The organism is Mucilaginibacter roseus, assembly GCF_021215455.1.
Taxonomy (GTDB): Bacteria; Bacteroidota; Bacteroidia; order Sphingobacteriales; family Sphingobacteriaceae; genus Mucilaginibacter; species Mucilaginibacter roseus.
In genome coordinates, this window is record NZ_JAJPWV010000001.1 from 867,055 (window position 1) to 883,688 (window position 16,634).

General features: G+C 38.9%; 13 protein-coding genes and 2 tRNA genes. 3 read left to right on the forward strand and 12 right to left on the reverse strand.

The window, feature by feature from the left end:
- Positions 1-67 precede the first annotated feature (67 nt).
- The 12 genes from LT679_RS03755 to LT679_RS03810 all read right to left on the reverse strand — a co-directional run bounded on the left by LT679_RS03755 (position 68) and on the right by LT679_RS03810 (position 13,890).
- A complete protein-coding gene (locus tag LT679_RS03755) occupies positions 68-751 on the reverse strand; it encodes a DUF3226 domain-containing protein (RefSeq protein ID WP_232175642.1) in 684 nt (227 codons plus the stop codon).
- The gene (locus LT679_RS18690; RefSeq protein ID WP_232175644.1) at positions 744-5,396 is read right to left on the reverse strand and encodes an AAA family ATPase; all 4,653 of its coding nucleotides are present in this window, start codon (positions 5,394-5,396) and stop codon (positions 744-746) included. The genes LT679_RS03755 and LT679_RS18690 overlap by 8 nt, the downstream gene beginning before the upstream one ends.
- A 500-nt stretch (positions 5,397-5,896) precedes the next feature.
- Positions 5,897-6,436 carry an ORF6N domain-containing protein gene (locus LT679_RS03765; protein ID WP_232175646.1) on the reverse strand — a complete coding sequence of 180 codons (540 nt, stop codon included), beginning with the start codon at positions 6,434-6,436 and terminating at the stop codon, positions 5,897-5,899.
- A gap of 28 nt (positions 6,437-6,464) precedes the next feature.
- The gene (locus LT679_RS03770; protein WP_232175648.1) at positions 6,465-7,700 is read right to left on the reverse strand and encodes a site-specific integrase; all 1,236 of its coding nucleotides are present in this window, start codon (positions 7,698-7,700) and stop codon (positions 6,465-6,467) included.
- Between the two features lie 294 nt (positions 7,701-7,994).
- Positions 7,995-8,068 (reverse strand) — tRNA-Pro (locus tag LT679_RS03775).
- 240 nt (positions 8,069-8,308) lie between these two features.
- Positions 8,309-8,884, reverse strand: a complete 576-nt coding sequence (locus tag LT679_RS03780; protein WP_232175650.1) for a chemotaxis protein CheB — start codon at positions 8,882-8,884, stop codon at positions 8,309-8,311.
- 68 nt (positions 8,885-8,952) lie between these two features.
- A complete protein-coding gene (locus tag LT679_RS03785; RefSeq protein WP_232175652.1) occupies positions 8,953-9,684 on the reverse strand; it encodes a polyprenol monophosphomannose synthase in 732 nt (243 codons plus the stop codon).
- Between the two features lie 50 nt (positions 9,685-9,734).
- Positions 9,735-11,246, reverse strand: coding sequence for a POT-type proton-dependent oligopeptide transporter (locus tag LT679_RS03790; protein WP_232175654.1), 1,512 nt, complete (start codon positions 11,244-11,246; stop codon positions 9,735-9,737).
- Between the two features lie 112 nt (positions 11,247-11,358).
- Positions 11,359-12,276 (reverse strand): hypothetical protein, encoded by a 918-nt coding sequence (locus LT679_RS03795; protein WP_232175656.1) that lies wholly within the window; start codon positions 12,274-12,276, stop codon positions 11,359-11,361.
- 48 nt (positions 12,277-12,324) lie between these two features.
- Positions 12,325-12,495: an Arc family DNA binding domain-containing protein gene (locus tag LT679_RS03800; RefSeq protein ID WP_232175658.1), complete on the reverse strand. Its 171-nt coding sequence runs from the start codon at positions 12,493-12,495 to the stop codon at positions 12,325-12,327.
- A gap of 7 nt (positions 12,496-12,502) precedes the next feature.
- Positions 12,503-13,021, reverse strand: a complete 519-nt coding sequence (locus LT679_RS03805; RefSeq protein ID WP_232175660.1) for a hypothetical protein — start codon at positions 13,019-13,021, stop codon at positions 12,503-12,505.
- Positions 13,022-13,032: 11 nt separating this feature from the next.
- Positions 13,033-13,890, reverse strand: a complete 858-nt coding sequence (locus LT679_RS03810; RefSeq protein ID WP_232175663.1) for an SPFH domain-containing protein — start codon at positions 13,888-13,890, stop codon at positions 13,033-13,035.
- 116 nt (positions 13,891-14,006) lie between these two features.
- Here LT679_RS03810 and LT679_RS03815 point away from each other — a divergent pair, with 116 nt between their 5' ends.
- The 3 genes from LT679_RS03815 to LT679_RS18730 all read left to right on the forward strand — a co-directional run bounded on the left by LT679_RS03815 (position 14,007) and on the right by LT679_RS18730 (position 16,617).
- The gene (locus LT679_RS03815; protein ID WP_232175664.1) at positions 14,007-16,070 is read left to right on the forward strand and encodes an HD family phosphohydrolase; all 2,064 of its coding nucleotides are present in this window, start codon (positions 14,007-14,009) and stop codon (positions 16,068-16,070) included.
- A 79-nt stretch (positions 16,071-16,149) separates the two neighbouring features.
- Positions 16,150-16,236: transfer RNA gene (locus LT679_RS03820), tRNA-Ser, on the forward strand.
- A gap of 249 nt (positions 16,237-16,485) precedes the next feature.
- Entirely contained in the window at positions 16,486-16,617 is a 132-nt protein-coding gene (locus tag LT679_RS18730; RefSeq protein WP_394800126.1) for a hypothetical protein, read from the forward strand.
- Positions 16,618-16,634: the final 17 nt, after the last annotated feature.

Genomic DNA, 16,634 nt, shown 5'->3' on the forward strand with positions numbered 1-16,634 from the left:
CTATGTTGTCCAATTTGAATTAGTATAGATTAATTTGCAGTTGTGGATTTTACCATACAGGAAATTCTCATTCTATGTTTTCAGTAGCAAAATATGGTTTCAAAAATTCTCTGAACTTAGCCAAATCTTCGCATTGCTTATGATCTAAGTTCCAAAGCTCTTTTAGGCTGTAATCTCTAAGTGAAAGGTCGGAGTTATGGTTTAGTGTAAACAAATAGTACCCCAATCTAGTCTTCACGTCTGCATGCTTGATGCCCGGAATATTTGTAGCAATTAGGCAAGAATGGTGATCACTTATACAATTCATAACACATTGTTTATCGACAGGAATGAGCTGCAATAGCAAATCTTCCACCTCTCCATCAGACGAATTGTTGTGCCAAAGATAGTAATCAAACTTCACGCTATGTTGTTGTTGTATATCTAACAACTTTTGACTTGCACTTGCAAATCCATGATTGCCAGTACCCTTCTTTACTCCATCATTATCAATGGAAAAATCAGCGTCAAAAACAACCAAATTCACGCCGCCTTCTTCCATATTGTCACGCATTCGATCCAATACAATCTCATTTTTAAGCTCCCCACATCCGCCAATCTCTATTACTTCACAATGTGGGGCTAATTTTACTGAGGTGATTTTCTTACTTTTAAAAGTTTTCTGCAAATCCAGATTCCAAAATTCTGCGAGGCAATGTCCAATAAATATTTGATCTGTTATTCCTTCACAAAAAATCAATATCTTATTCATGCACACCCTCCCCGCGTATTTCAAGGTTACCTTCTATAGCGGAATTAAAACTCTCAAACGGGTAACTCCGAATCTTAATATTACCAGCGACTTGCTTCAATTGAATTACACGCGAGTCCATTTGAAAAGCTTGTCCTAATTCTGCTACAACCTCGTTGAAGTAACGAATACATTCATCATTGTGAGTGGTTGCGATTACCTGCGTTTGATCCTTTTTTGCAATTTCTAAAACAATTTTCCAGAAAAATTTAAATCTGGAATAGTGTATACCAGCATCAATTTCATCAATAAGAACTCGTTTCCCCTTGTGCAATGCCAGTGAAACAAGTATTCTGAACAATTTGTTAGCTCCTTCACCATATTGATGTAGCGGACGATAGTTTTCTGGATAATCAGAATCTAAGAGCTCAATAGATCCGTTAGCTGTATCTACAATTATCCGATTTACTGTAGGAATAAATAACTTCATGTTATTCAAAAATTCCTGTTCGAGCCGAGGTTTTGTACCAATTTCATCTAGGTAAGCTTTGGCGAGGTCTATTCCAAAGCCTTTACCATAAGGAATAAACGGTGTCTTTATGGAGTCAGATACAGCAATATCGGTCAAACTTCTATAATCAATATCTGTAAATTCTAAGCTGTCAATATTAACTGGTGTTGTACTTGATTTGCTTAATTTCAATCTAAATTCCCAAGATTCCCGATTCTGCTCGATAATGAATTCAATCCAACTTTCGTTGTTATAATTTTTGTAATCAAGTAAAAATTTTTCGTCTAAATTGTAAACGTACCTAGCCTCTTCAGAGTTAATAGAGCGGTCGGGATATATATTACGCCTTTCAATATAAGCGAATGCTAAACGACGAAGTAGTTCTCGCTTATCATCAATAAATAACAATGCCTCTAGAAAAGACGTTTTACCGATATTGTTATCACCTACAACGAGATTTAATAGCGACATGTTCTCTATTCTTACCTCATCAAATCCTCTAAAGTTTTTAATTGTAATGGTTTGAATATGATTGGGCAAGTCTTTTTGTGCTTTTGTGGGGATGCTTGGCAAATCATTCAGCTCTGAAGATGTGAACACATGAAATCGAACCTTATTTATAAACGCTATATGCTTATAGATTTCATTAATCAAAGATACATCCTTGGACAATTGAAATAGTTTTTGAGCCCATCTGCTTAATACGTATTGAAAATTGTTTGAAGAAAGATCCGGGCCTTGTAAAAGGTCCTTATAAAAATCGATTAGCACTTTAATGTTATTTGTGCTCGATGCTAACCTTTCAGCAAAACGGCCGATTTCTATAATTTCTGCCTCATCTTTTGTTTCAATCAAAAGTGCTTCGTAAACATATAATAAGGCGAAAAATAGTGGTTCTTGGCGAAGAAGTGTTTCTTTATGCGTAGAATAAAGCTCTATAATTTCTTTTCGAATATTTTTTTTCGCATAGAAGTCCTCAAGCTCCTTCATCAATCTTCCTTTCCAAAAGATTAGTTCGGGTATGTCCTCTTTCCTTAAAGAGACCTCGATTTTAGAGCGAACGTAAAATACTCCTTCTTCACCGCACTTTTCAAATGCCGTAATAGCATATTCGTAACGTTGGATAGCAAAATTTTTATTACCAATCTTACACCACACATCACGATCTGACGCTGTGCATATTTCCTCGAAAATATCAATCAGTATTTTAATTGGCTCATTATCTACCGTTTTTTCAAGATAACTTAGTAGAGCTCTTATAATTTCTTCCCTCCAATGAGTGTTTTTTAACACAATACGAAGCTCGTTCCGCTTTTCATGTAAATAATTAAGATCATTGGATTGCAGGGTTTCAAATAGTATGAGATTAGCAATTATTAATCTAATTTTTTGTGTTTCACTGTTTGGGTCGGCCGAAAGACCTACGAATTCAGAAAGCATTTTGCCTTGCCAATAAGTGTCCGCTGCCGAGATAAAGCCCTCCAAACCAACTTCTTTTCTCAGATAACATTTAGCTGCTTCCTCCCATTTAGCTTGCAATTTGTACATAAGAGCCAAGCATATATAATATTCAGCTTTATTGCCCAACCTAAGAAATTGATTTGCCGCCACTCGTAGCAAAAAAGGATTCTTGTCGAATATGCCCTGATTTTTATCCTTCACCGCATTCTCAATAGCCATAGCTGGAGTACTTTGCATGACGTTTGAAATTTGATTTGCACCAAAAACAATTGTATCACGTATTTCTTCCGATTTAACCTCGCTTTCCGTAGACCAATTGGAACCTGCGTAAAAGTCAATCAGCGGCTTCCAAAAATATTCTTCTGAGGCAGCATTGTCCAGAATTATCAACTCATGTTGCGCCCGAGTTACGGCAACGTACAACTTGTTGTAAAAGAAACGTAGTTCATACTCTTCCTGATGATTTAATTCCTTAGCATACTCTCCAAAACCATATAATACTACTTGGTCATAGTCAATCCCTTTAGCTTCGACCGCTGTTTTGACATTGATGTCAGGAAATCGCTTCAAAATAGAGCTATTGGCTATATACTCATCTCTATCATCTGAGTTAACAGGAATTATAAAGATTTTATATTTAAGTTTATCTAATATTCCATTCTTATTAGATTCAACAACGTCGTAATCTAAAAATACGTTTAAATGACTGTCTTTCGTAAATTCCGGTCGTTTGGCTATTTGCGGCTTTTTTATATCTGATTGAAAATGTTTTTTCCGCCAATATTGAATAGCATTAGCAACGTTAACGATAGGTTGTGACGATCGATAATTAAATGTTGGCGCGTACTCAATTTTATTAGTGTCTAAATCAAATCCAGCAATCTCTTTTAATTCTTTGTAAAGCATGTCCTTGACTTCCGCAGCTCGAAACCCGGTGGGATTTACAGTCTGCAATGCGTCACCTGCAAAAACTATTGGTACCTGAGTAGTATTGCTCAAGTCATACTGAAGATATGTTGAAAGATTTAGGATGTAGCGTAATTCAACGCGGCTGAAGTCTTGAGCCTCGTCGCAAAATATGACGTCGTAAAGTTTTTCATTGGTAATATTTTTCTTGATATAACGAATTATTTTTGTCTTATCCCAAAAGCCCTGATCCTCTAATAGCTTACGATAAAAGGGCAACACATCTTTTTCAATACCTTGAAGGTCTTGTATTGATAATAACTGCTTACCTTCTGAAGGCATTCGCACTTCATAATTAGTACTTGTTATTTGGTAGTCCAGGTCATAACCATATATATACGTAGACATAGCGAACCATACTAGTTCTGCGGAATATCTATGTTTAATATGTTTAGGGATAGTAGATGATTCATACAGCACCTTGAAGTTCGAAAAACCAAGATATTTTTCTGGCGAAAACTCAGTATTATCACTCGGAATTTGTCGCAATAGAAAGTCTTTAAAGGAGACGAAATGTTTATCAACATTTGCAATATCTTCCAAACTCAACTCGAATTCAGGGTTGCATTGTAATAGTTCAACTATTGATTTTTTTGTATGTTTAAGAAGATCTTCATTTTCTGTTAAAAAAATCACGTCACCTTTAATTTCGTCAAAACATTTATAATAATAAACATTGGCGAATAAATAATATAACATAGTTGATTTACCACTACCAGCTTGTCCATTGATGTACTTGGGGAAGGTAAACTCCTTTAGAAACACCGTTTGTTCTGGAAGCAATGAAAGATTGCCCGTTTCGCTATTTTTTTGAATTGCTTTCCAGAGATCTGCTTCTTTAAGAGCCCATTGTGGGTATGCCCTCAAAGCAATTCTCTGAACGCTTTCAATAGAATCATAATAGTATTCGGTTCGCTCAAGTTTTTCCTTTATTTGTTTATAATATTCTTCCTGAGTCTTAACATTTGCACCATTTAATAATAAATAAATAGGTTTATTTATATTTTCAAATAATATAATACTATAAAAAATACTGACATCATTTTTAGTGATGACTTTAACTTCATAATTATTCTCACTCTTAATGGTCTCAAATGATGCGTCTCCTTTGCCGGATGGTCTAAGTAAATCAACCAGTGTCAATCGGAAAAGCTTGGCCTCGTCATCTTTCATACCTTCAAGACCATCATTACTCATGGCAAACTTGACCCAGTCTTCACCTTCGTATATATCATAGTCTACTTTTAATTCGTACTGATGATGCCAACTTAGTAATTGCTCAGGTGGAGATTGCTTATTCTCAGCGCTTATACTTAAGTTATTTACGGAAGCTAAAAATCTAGCTACTTCATCATTGCTTAATGGATTGTATTCTAACCATTTACCATCTCTAATTTCAACATAGTTTTGCAACCAATTAAAATTTTGGCTCATATTTATAATCTCGCGGACAAAATACACCTGCAACTCCTCATTATTTGGCACTGAAATACGCTGTTCTTGAAGAATTACTTTATGATGTGGATTCATCAAATTAAGCACATATATGCCGCCGGTGTAAGCTGCAACCGAATTTATTCCTTTAAGATTTTCTCGGCTTGAATATTCACTAAGTTTTTTCCTGACGTTTCTATCAACTGGATCTAAAACTGTTTGGGAATAGGATTCGCAATAGTAAAAATATATCATGTATGGTCGACTTTTACCGGCATCAAAATCCGCAATCACATCAAATCAACTGACAAAGTGATAATCGAGATTAAATCAATATTACGCCCTAGAATAAGCGCAACGATTAATTTCTCGATAGCTATCAAAATGCCTGTAATAATGTAATTTAAACGTATCCTTTGTCTGGCTAGGTTTTAAATATTAAAAAGAATTAAATTTTAGTTTAACGTATGCATTAAAATCTAAAATTTGATAAAAATAAGATAAGCAGAATCTCTTTTAAAATTTTTTTAGTAAATATATTAGACTCACTTGGGTCTGATATGCGACCTTTATTTAATATCCTATTGTTCGTAGTTCTCTGAATGCATAAACTTCCTATAAGGTATTGGTCGCTATAAGTAAATCTAGAGGAGTATACTTGTACAAAATACATCTTCTTACAAAAACAATAAAGTGAATCTAATCCAGATTAAACATGCCCTGAAATTATTTAAAATTACAATAAACTGTCCTGACCAATAATTGTCAAGTTTAGTTAATAGGATACTTCCAGCTTAATCATGATCCGGTTTATAACCTATTCGCTTTCTTGGTTTTGGCTTATAATGATGTTGCATAAGCTCATCTAGATACTTGAATAATAAGTCAATCTTACCATCTTGTTTTGTAATCGCTGTCTTTATCCTTTCAATTTCCAGCCAAATATCAGTTTGTCCCGCTAGAGTTTCGCGAAGTTTTACGAAGATGTCAATGATCTGGATGCTAACTGCAATGGCTCTTTGACTCTTTAAAACGTTTGAAAGCATTAAAATGCCATGCTCCGTAAATACATAGGGAAGGTATTTGGAGTGTTCACCTCGCTTTAAGGTCACAAGTTGTGACCTTAGAATTTCATTTTCCTCTTTGGTTAGTTCGAACATATAATGGCCAGGAAAGCGCTCAAGATTACGGTTAACTTGTTGCTTCAGTTTTTTAGTTTCGGTTCCATACAGTTCAGCAAGATCAGCATCGAGCATGACCTTTTGGCCTCTTATTAGATATATTTTGCTCATAACAACTTCGTCAGGAACAAATAGCTGTGATTGATTTTCCATCTTACAAAAATTTTCGGTCAATAAACAGTTAAGCAACTGAGAGTCCTTTAAGCTTACCTTTCAGGGCTGCCATATCCTCGCTCACCTTTCTTTCGATAACTTTGGCATAGACTTGTGTCGAGCGCATAGATGTATGACCAAGAAGCTTGCTGACCGTTTCTATCGGCACTCCGTTCACAAGTGTTACAGTGGTAGCAAATGTATGCCTGGCCATATGGAAGGTGAGGACTTTATTAATTCTACATAGTTCAGCAAGTTCTTTGAGGTAGCTATTCATTTTTTGATTAGATAGTTTAGGGAAGATGGTTCCGTTTGCAGCTGCTCTTACGTTTCCTTTGTACTTGTTCAATAACCGCTCTGGCTCGTTGAGTACCGGAACATTGACGGGTATAGTAGTCTTCTGGCGAAAAGTTTTGATCCAAAGGCCGCCATCCTGTCCTTTGACCAGGTTGTCTGGCGTAAGCTCCATCACATCGATGAAGGCGAGCCCGGTGTAGCAGGCAAATACGAATATATCCCTTACGACACTCAATCGAGGTAGTAGCAGATGTTTTTGTTCCAGTGCAGCCAGCTCGTCAGAGGTTAAAAAATCTTTCTCCACTCGATCAAATTTCAGTTGATACTTTTCGAAAGGATCACGGTATAACCACTCGATCCGACAAGCTAAGTTGATCATCTTTTTAAACCGTTCCAGATGCTTCATGATCCCGTTAGTCGTTAAAGGCTTTTGATGGTCCACCGGCTGGTGATTGCGAAGGAATACCTCAAAATCCTGAATAAACTTGTAATTGAGCTCTGATAAAAAGAAAGACTTTCGCTTTAACTTGTTACTCACAAATTCCCGCAAATACTTTTGGGTAGTGTAGTAATTTTTCATGGTCGCTGGTGCAAGTACCCCTTTAGAGGTTTCATTGTGGTACTCAGCAATTTCTTCCAGGGTGTGTTCGTCATCCCCGCTTTTTAGAAAAGCGTTCTTAACAGCATCGGCACTGATCACACGCCGCTTGAGTTGTAACTCCCGGTAGCATTCTCCTAGTACCTGCCTTACCTCTTCCAGATAGATGTTGAGTTCCCTGCCTTCAGCGGTCGTAGTCTTACCCATACCTTTCCGAACGTCCCAGCATCTAGTTGCAACGCTCTGTTTGAGCGCCAGCATGGCTTTCTCTCCGTTAACTTTAATTGCCGCATAGACCGGCGCTTTTCCTTCTTTTCCTTTTTCTGTCCTCAAATTGAAGTGGACACTGAATGTGTTGATCGGCTTCATAACATTGATCTAATTAAACCATTTGCATTTATTTGGTATTAAATCATACCTGATGGTATCAAAAGATCAGTTCAAATCAGCGTAAAACAACGCAAGTTCGTTGCCTTGTAACCCGTTGTAATACAATGATTTAAACCACTTTTGAATACCTCAAAAGTATGAAACGAAAAGAGGTGTTCAGTTAGGTGACGGATAACTTGCGATGATTTGATATAATTTGCGTTGGCAGGAAAACAAAAAAGCCTGTAAATCATTGATTTACAGGCTTTCCATATCGTTTGATATGTAGTATCGTCGGGATGGCAGGATTCGAACCTGCGGCCTCCACATCCCAAATGTGGCGCGATACCGGGCTACGCTACATCCCGAAAGGGTTTGCAAAGGTAAATTTTTAAAGCTTATATGCAAATAAAAATTTAAAGTATTTTAATACTGTTTTAACCTTGCAATTTTAAAGTACATCGCTTTGTTCGATCGGTAATCCGTTTCTTTTAAAGCGCATGCAAAAGTAAGTTTTTAATCGCTATTTGCAACACCGGAACTAGCTTTTTATGTGTGTTTATGCATACCGTTCAGAAAATCAACTTATTAATTTTTATACTTAACTGCTAATTACCAGAATTTACATGATTTATGACTTTCTCAACTATATCTGCAGGCGTGAGCACGTAGTCCGGATGGTCATTTGCGATCAAGGCTGACGGCATTAGCGGGAATTGGGCAGTTTTCGGGTCCTGCACAATAATGAGGCCTTTGCAAGCTTCAATTTGTTTTGCGCCTTCTATGCCATCATAACCGGCACCGGACAGAATAATCCCTAATGATTTATTCTTAGCATCACTCGCCATTGATATGAACAGGTGGTCAATAGTTCTATTGATCTTTTGCTCGGCACTGCGGTCACTGGTGGCAAGTTTACCATTTTCTAAACTGAGTTGTTTACCCTCAGCCATTACGTATAGATGCCCGGCTTGTAATTCGGCGCTATCATCAACTGTAATTACTGTTAACTGCGTTGAAGGCTGTAGTATGCGGTCCAGTTTACTTAGTGAGTTATTAGGTATGTGGCTTAGCACAACCACCGCCGCATTAATATCGGCCGGCAGGTTACCAATAATCTCTTTAAGCGGATCGATACCGCCGGCGGAAAGGCCGATGCCTATAACGTAAAAGTTGTATTCCATAGCGTTTACATACTGCGTTTAAGGCAATACATAAAGTGTAATGAAATAAACCGGAAAAGGTTTGCTTATCAGCCCTCGGGATACTTTCGAAATATGCTGTTTATACGCATCTGGATGACGCCTAAAAACGCCTCGCGGAAAATACGTGTTGACATTTTCGACTCACCCGCAGTACGGTCTGTAAATATTATAGGAACCTCAACAACCTTAAAGCCGTGTTTGATGGCGGTATATTTCATCTCGATCTGAAAGGCATAACCGACAAATTTTATTTTATCGAGCTGCACGGTCTCGAGCACCTTACGCTTATAACACATAAAGCCGGCCGTAAAATCCTGTATGTTGATGCGGGTAACCATGCGTACATAAACAGATGCAAAGTAACTCATCAGCACGCGGCTCATGGGCCAGTTAACTACGTTAACGCCTTTTATATAGCGTGAACCCACAGCAGCGTCGGCACCATCAATACAAGCCTGGCGGAGCCTTAACAAATCATTAGGATTATGAGAGAAATCAGCATCCATCTCAAAAATAAAATCGTAATGACGGGCTATACACCATTTAAAGCCATGGATATACGCCGTACCTAAGCCTTGTTTGCCTGCACGCTTTTCCATAAAAAGACGGTCGGCATATTCAAGTTGCAGGCTTTCAACTATCTGTTGGGTGCCATCAGGCGAGCCGTCATCAACAATAAGAATATGGAAATCATGCGGAAGGGAAAATACCTTGCGAACCATCCGCTCAATATTTTCCCTTTCGTTATACGTTGGAATTATTACAATACTATCAGGCACTACTCGTAAACGCTATCGTTTTAAAAAAGTATGCAAAGCAAACAATTTTTTTAAACAATCGGGTTATCCGGATGAATTTCCTGTGTTTTATCTCCCTTAATATTCAGGGCACCGGCAAGTGTTTCGTCTGCCAGGTAACTGCGCTCCTTAATATGAGGACTTACAAACAGGAAGAGTACAAAGAAACCTCCTATAATACCCACGAACAACCAAAAGTATTTATCGCCTTCAAAATAAGCAAAGAAGCCTTTTTCGGAGATGTTTTTATTTATAAGGGTGGTAAAGAATGTGCCTACAGAGTAAGTCAGGTACCAGATACCGGTCATGGTGCTTTTCATTGACGGCGGCGATTGAGTATAAGCGTACTCTAATCCGGTAATTGATACCATCACTTCACCGGCCGAAAGAATTATGAATGCCAGTATTTGCCACCAGATGGATGGTTGTTCGCCGTTTTGCAAATTAACCTGAACCAATGCTATAATAACAAAACTTAACCCGGTTACAAATAAGCCCGCGCCAATTTTTTTAAGCGGAGTTAGCTTTACACCTAATTTTTCAACCAGTGGATAAACTCCATAATTAAACACCGGTATCAGTATTAAGAGGAATAAAGCGTTTACAAACTGTACTTGCGATGGCAGGATGCGTAAACCAAATATACCCAGATCAAGATCAAGCTTGGCGGCCTGCAATGCCCATTCGGCACTATTCATGTCCCACATAGCCCAGAAGATTGGGATAAAGGCAAATACTGCCATTACGTTCCACACGGACTTTACAGCGTCAGTTTTTGCTTTACCGTACTTAGCTTCGGTTACATTCCAGGCTGTTTTCGTTTTATCCTTGTTCGTGAATTTGGCTTTTAAGTTATATAAACTGATGGTAATAAAATTTTCCTTACGGATGCCGCTCGGCGGAACCTTGACATACATTTTACGGCCCGAGAAAAAGATTACAGTAGCCAAGGCCATTAAAATTCCCGGTACACCAAATGCTACCGAAGCGCCAAAATGCTCATACAAGTAGGGGATAAGCAGTATACTAACCGTTGAACCAGCGTTTATACTAAAGTAAAACCAGCTATAAATCTTACTCATGAGGTGCTGGTTGTTATGATCGAACTGGTCACCAACGTTAGCCGATACGCAGGATTTAATACCACCGGCAGCTATGGCGATAACTACCAACCCGGCAATAAATCCGTCCAAAGAGCTATCGAAAATTGAAAGCAGGAAGTGACCGAAGGTGTAAATGATAGAGCCCATTAAAATCACCCGGTATTTACCAAAAAACCAGTCGGCCAATATGGCGCCAAGTAAAGGCGTAAAATATACCAGGGTGGAAAACAGGTGATTATAGTAATTTGACTGCGCTTCGGCCTGTGTAGTTAACGCAGGTATATGGTTAGGGTTGAAAAACTGATTAACAAGAAATATAGCAAGTATACTCCTCATACCATAAAAGCTAAAGCGCTCTGAAAATTCGTTACCTATAATAAAAGGAATACTGCGGGGTATCTTACCCTTTGGGGTAGAAGCGGGGGTTAATGTTTCTGCCATTTAAATTTTATGAGGTTTTGCGAAATTAGTATAAATCCCCGAAATCAAAATTAAATCTTGAAAGAGTTACACTTAAAGCACTATAATTTCGCGGTGCTAAGTTGCTTTGATATTAATGTCGAGCAGGTACCTGTTGGCGATCTTTAATCGCTTGCTTTTTAGGGTCTATGTATTCATTTTGATCCTGTGCGGTGGCGATGTTGCGCATATCGAGGTTTTCAACAAATTGCCATTTACCGTTGCTGAGGCGATAGCCATCATAACTTAAGTCGGGCCCGAAAGTTTCCGGCTTTCCTGCTGATTTTTGATCCGGTGGCGATAGGTGATCAAAAACGATGATATTTTCATCGGGCACGTATCGTAACAGCATTGATGCTTGTCGCGAATATTCAAATACAACGCGTTTGCGTGTTTTTTTGCCGTTGCCTGTAAAAACATCAGCGCCAAATATGGGCTGTCCGTTTCTGTTGAACGATATGGTTTCGATTACCTTTTTTGTTGACTTTACGGTGTTACCTTTCCAACCCAGCAAAAGGTAATAGGGGTTAGCGCTGTTTTTTACAGAGACAATTTTGTAGTACTGTGCCCCGTACCATTTGCGGTTATCAGTAACTGAATCTTCGGGGTTTTTAAGTAGCGGCGAGTAATCCTCAAGCGGGTATAGCTTTAGCGGGCCGCCGGTATTCATTTGTACTGCGCCATAAAACCGGTAACTGCCATCAAGGTTTATTACATGCCAGGTAAAGATTCGGAAACGGTTATCCGGAGCATTTAAAACGCTTATGGCATTAATGCTATCGAATGAAAAATTGAATGAGTTAGGAAGTTTAAGCGCGCTAACCAAAGTGCGTATAAACTGATAGTTGGCGTTTTTGCGCTCCATATCGTCAGGGTCGTTTATAAACCTTGTTCCTAAATGTTTCAGGCTGTCGCGATAGGTGGTAAATTGTTTAACGGCACGCGTATCTTGCGCGAGGAGTACATTAATTGCCTGTATAAACAAAAATATCGTGAGTAATAGTTTCTTCATTTATAATTAAACACAAATTTAATCTGTCGCTACTATAAAGCGCGTTGCTTATTGTAACGGATCTTTTTTCTTTTTGGTTTTCTTGCGTGCGTTAAGCGCCTGCTGCAGCAGATATTCAATCTGGCCGTTGGTGCTCCTGAATTCCTCAGCAGCCCAGTTCTCAACCTCCTTCAGCATTTCAGGATTGATGCGTAAAATAAATGCTTTTTTTTCGGCCATAACATAATTAAGCTCCGGCTGCCGCAGCCTGCCGTTGCCTCGAAATTATCAGGTAAAATGCAGTGAATGTTAACAGTGGAAACAAATGAAGGGGAGATGTGCTTTGTTCTATAAAAACCTCATCGGTATTCGCAAAAGGTTTTAAATTGATTGTCATCAAACGCCCGCCATCTATGCTTTCCCACTCATAACAAGCTTTCCAAAATGATTTTCTCTTCAATATATATTGTGTACTATCCGCTAACGTAAATATCGACGCGAAGCTGAATAACTTACTTTTTAGGGTGCCGATCACATTTTCATTCGCGTCGGTAACACTGATCGCCCGTTTCCAGGTATCTGTAAATTTAAAGTTCAAAACAGCGTCCGCGAGTTCAGCCATACCCCTGTTTTTTAAGGAGACGGTTTTAAAAGTAAGCTTGCCATAGCTATACAGATCGTCCTTTAGTTCATACTCAGGTTTCACCCAGCCATGGCGCTGTAAACACAGTTTGCTTACGTTGCGATTGTTAAATGGTGAATACATCAAAATATGTATTAATGGTAAAGCGTACCGGTGTTAACCACAGGAGCCACATTGCGCTCACCACAAAGTACCACAAGCAGGTTACTGACCATGGCAGCCTTGCGCTCTTCATCCAGCTCAACAATGTTTTTTGCAGATAGCTTATCAAGCGCCATCTCAACCATACCAACGGCACCTTCCACAATTTGCTTACGTGCCGCTATAATGGCTGTGGCCTGTTGGCGCTGCAGCATAGCGTTGGCAATTTCAGGCGCGTAGGCCAGGTGCGAAATTCGTGCTTCCAAAACTTCAATACCAGCACGTGCAAGGCGGTCGTTGAGTTCTTTTTCAAGTAATACGCTAACCTGGTCGGCTCCATCACGCAGGGTTACTGATGCATCTTCATCCTCAAAATGATCATAAGCGAAAGAGTTAGCTAAGTGACGTACTGCCGCCTCGCTTTGGATGTTAACGTATTGAATATAGTTTTCAACGGAGAATACAGCCGCCGCCGTATCTTTAACACGCCAAACAATTACCGCGGCAATTTCAATGGGGTTACCCACTTTATCGTTAACCTTAAGTTGCTGGCCATTCAGGTTGAAAGCTCTTAACGATACTTTCTTTTTAACAGTAAACGGATTCACCCAAAAAAAACCATCCTTTTTAACCGTGCCGGTATATTTACCAAACAAGGTGAGTACTTTGGATTCATTGGGGTTAACAATCACCAGTCCGGGTAAAACAAGCGAAAAGTTGAGTATAAATATAATAACGGCAATGATTGGCATGCCTTGCCAAATTAATATACCCGATGCGGCAATTAAAATTAAAAACAGCGCAAACGTAGCGTATCCGGATGGCGGGTTAATGATTTTTTCGTTTTCCATGAGTTTGGGTTTGATTTTAAAATGATATCATAAAGATATCAAACAATTATTCACAAATGCAAGAAAAAGTGCGCAACACAGAAACTTATATTATTTTTGAGAGGTTAACATAGCAAATGGTTCAAATTTCTACATCCCGGCGAAAAGCACTGTGGCGTAAATATGCACGTAACATTAAGTTTTTAATGATATTAGGCAGTATATGCCTTATTGTAGCAGCTTTGCCAAAGCAGGCACAATTCAGATACGAGTTTGAAAAAGGCAAAATATGGAACCAAAAGGACCTTATATCGCCATATAGTTTCGCCATACTGAAAACGCCGCAGGAGATTGAGAACGACCGTAAAACCGCGCTGGCGAGCGTGACACCATTTTATCGTTTTGACCGTGATTTGGGCAAACAGCAAATTGAGGGTTTCAGGAATGACCTGGAAATTAAATGGCACACAGCAGGATTGCCCGAAAATCAGCGTGAAAAATATGAAACGGTAGGTATAAACCTGTTAACTGAAGTTTACAATAGAGGAATTGTAAAGGTTAATCAAAAACATCAGCGAGCCGAAGCACTAAATATCAGTGTGTTAAATAATAACGTATCTACCGAGCGTAATATAAACGATTTGTTTACGCGTGACCGCGCGCTGAATTATTGCGAGCAACAATTAAATGCACGCAAAGATATGGACAAAGCCTTTCTGCTGGATTTGATTGGCGACCGCCTGATGGTAAATCTCTCTTACGATGAGAAGTTTACGGCTGCAGTTGAGAAAGAAGCGTTGGATAATCTTTCGGTCACCCGCGGAATGGTTCAAACCGGAGAAACAATTGTGGCTAAAGGTGCTGTGGTAAATGACGATGTCTTTCAAAAGCTGCAATCATACAAAAAAGCCTTTGAGGACAACGCCAGGATTGACGGAAACGGAAACCTGGTGTTATTTGGCCGTTTTTTGCTGGTAGGTCTGGCGATAACGCTGCTTATTGTATTCCTATATTTATTTAGGCGCGATATTTATAATGATAACAGATTAGTGGGCCTTATTTTAATGGTAGTAACCGCCATGCTGGCAACACTATCGATAGCCATCATGCTGCAGATTCCCACTTTATATTACATACCTTATTGCATAGTACCCATAATTATCAGAATATTATTTGATACCCGCCTGGCGCTTTATATACACCTTTTGGTGGTATTGATAGCTGGTTTTTTTGTACCTAATAGCTTTGAATTTGCCTATTATCAAATAACTGCAGGTATGGTGGCTATTTACACCATTAAAAATTTAATACGCCGCGAGCAGTTCCTTACTTCTGCGTTGATTATCACCGCTACCTATTTTGTTGCATTTTTAGGAATTTCATTCATTAGGCAGGGGAGCCTCGCTTCAATAGAATGGCTGGATTTTATACCGTTTACGGTTAGTGTATTGCTTACGCTGCTGGCCTATCCGCTTATCTATGCGTTCGAGAAGCTTTTTGCACTTACGTCAGACATTACTTTAATAGAGCTTACCAATACCAATTCGCCATTATTACGCGAAATGGCCTTCACAGCGCCGGGCACTTTCCAGCATTCGCTGCAAGTAGCTAACCTTGCTGAAAATGCAATTTACGCAATAGGAGGGAACGCTTTGCTTGTGCGTGCGGGTGCGCTTTACCATGACATTGGTAAGATAGAGAATCCACTGTTTTTTATAGAAAACCAAACGTCGTCATTTAATCCGCATGATAAACTGCCATATGAGGAAAGTGCTCAGATAATTATTCGCCACGTGAGTAAAGGTATCGAAATGGCACGCAGGGCAAATTTGCCGGATATAGTGACTGACTTTATACGCACGCACCATGGTAATACACGGGTGGACTATTTTTATCAGTCGTTTTTGAAAAATTTCCCCGAGAAATTCATCGATGAGAATATATTTCGTTACCCTGGACCCATTCCTTTCTCCAAAGAAACCGGCGTTTTAATGCTTGCCGACTCTGTTGAGGCTGCATCACGGTCATTAAAAGAGCCAAATCAAAAATCGATCAGTGACCTGGTTGATCGCATTGTAAAATACAAATTGGATCAGGATCAGCTGAAAGACAGTAACATAACACTGAAAGATATTGAAACCATCAAAACGATATTTAAACGGATGTTGATGAGTATTTATCATGTTCGGATAGAATATTAAAAAACCTCAATTTTTTTTTTGACAGGTATTCACTTTTACTATATTTGCAGACCTCAAAAAAAGAGGCGTACTTAAAAAAGGTGAGGTGCCTGAGAGGCCGAAAGGATCAGTTTGCTAAACTGACGTACGGGAAACTGTACCGAGGGTTCGAATCCCTCCCTCACCGCTGATAAGACTATCAAAACACTTTAAAAGCCTGTAAATCATATGATTACAGGCTTTTTCATTTCAGGAAGTACTCATTTTATGTGCGGTCTCGCATAGTTTTAGTGTGACATTTAGTGTGACATTTTTTTTCAGGAAATGTCACACTGGAAAGCTTGTAATAAATTGTATTACAGCATATTCACTAACTAAACATCTTGACTTTTATTAGCTGCATTTCGATATTTATTAACCGATAAAATGTGTCGTTATGTTAGAAAAAAGTTTCGGTTTGCTGTTCTATCTCAGCAAGCAACGCCACGCCGACAAAGGTGAAATGTACATTTATCTCCGGATCACCGTTAATGGGACTTCCCGGGACCTGTCCGTAAAAAGGATCTAGACAAGTTCCAGGTGGAG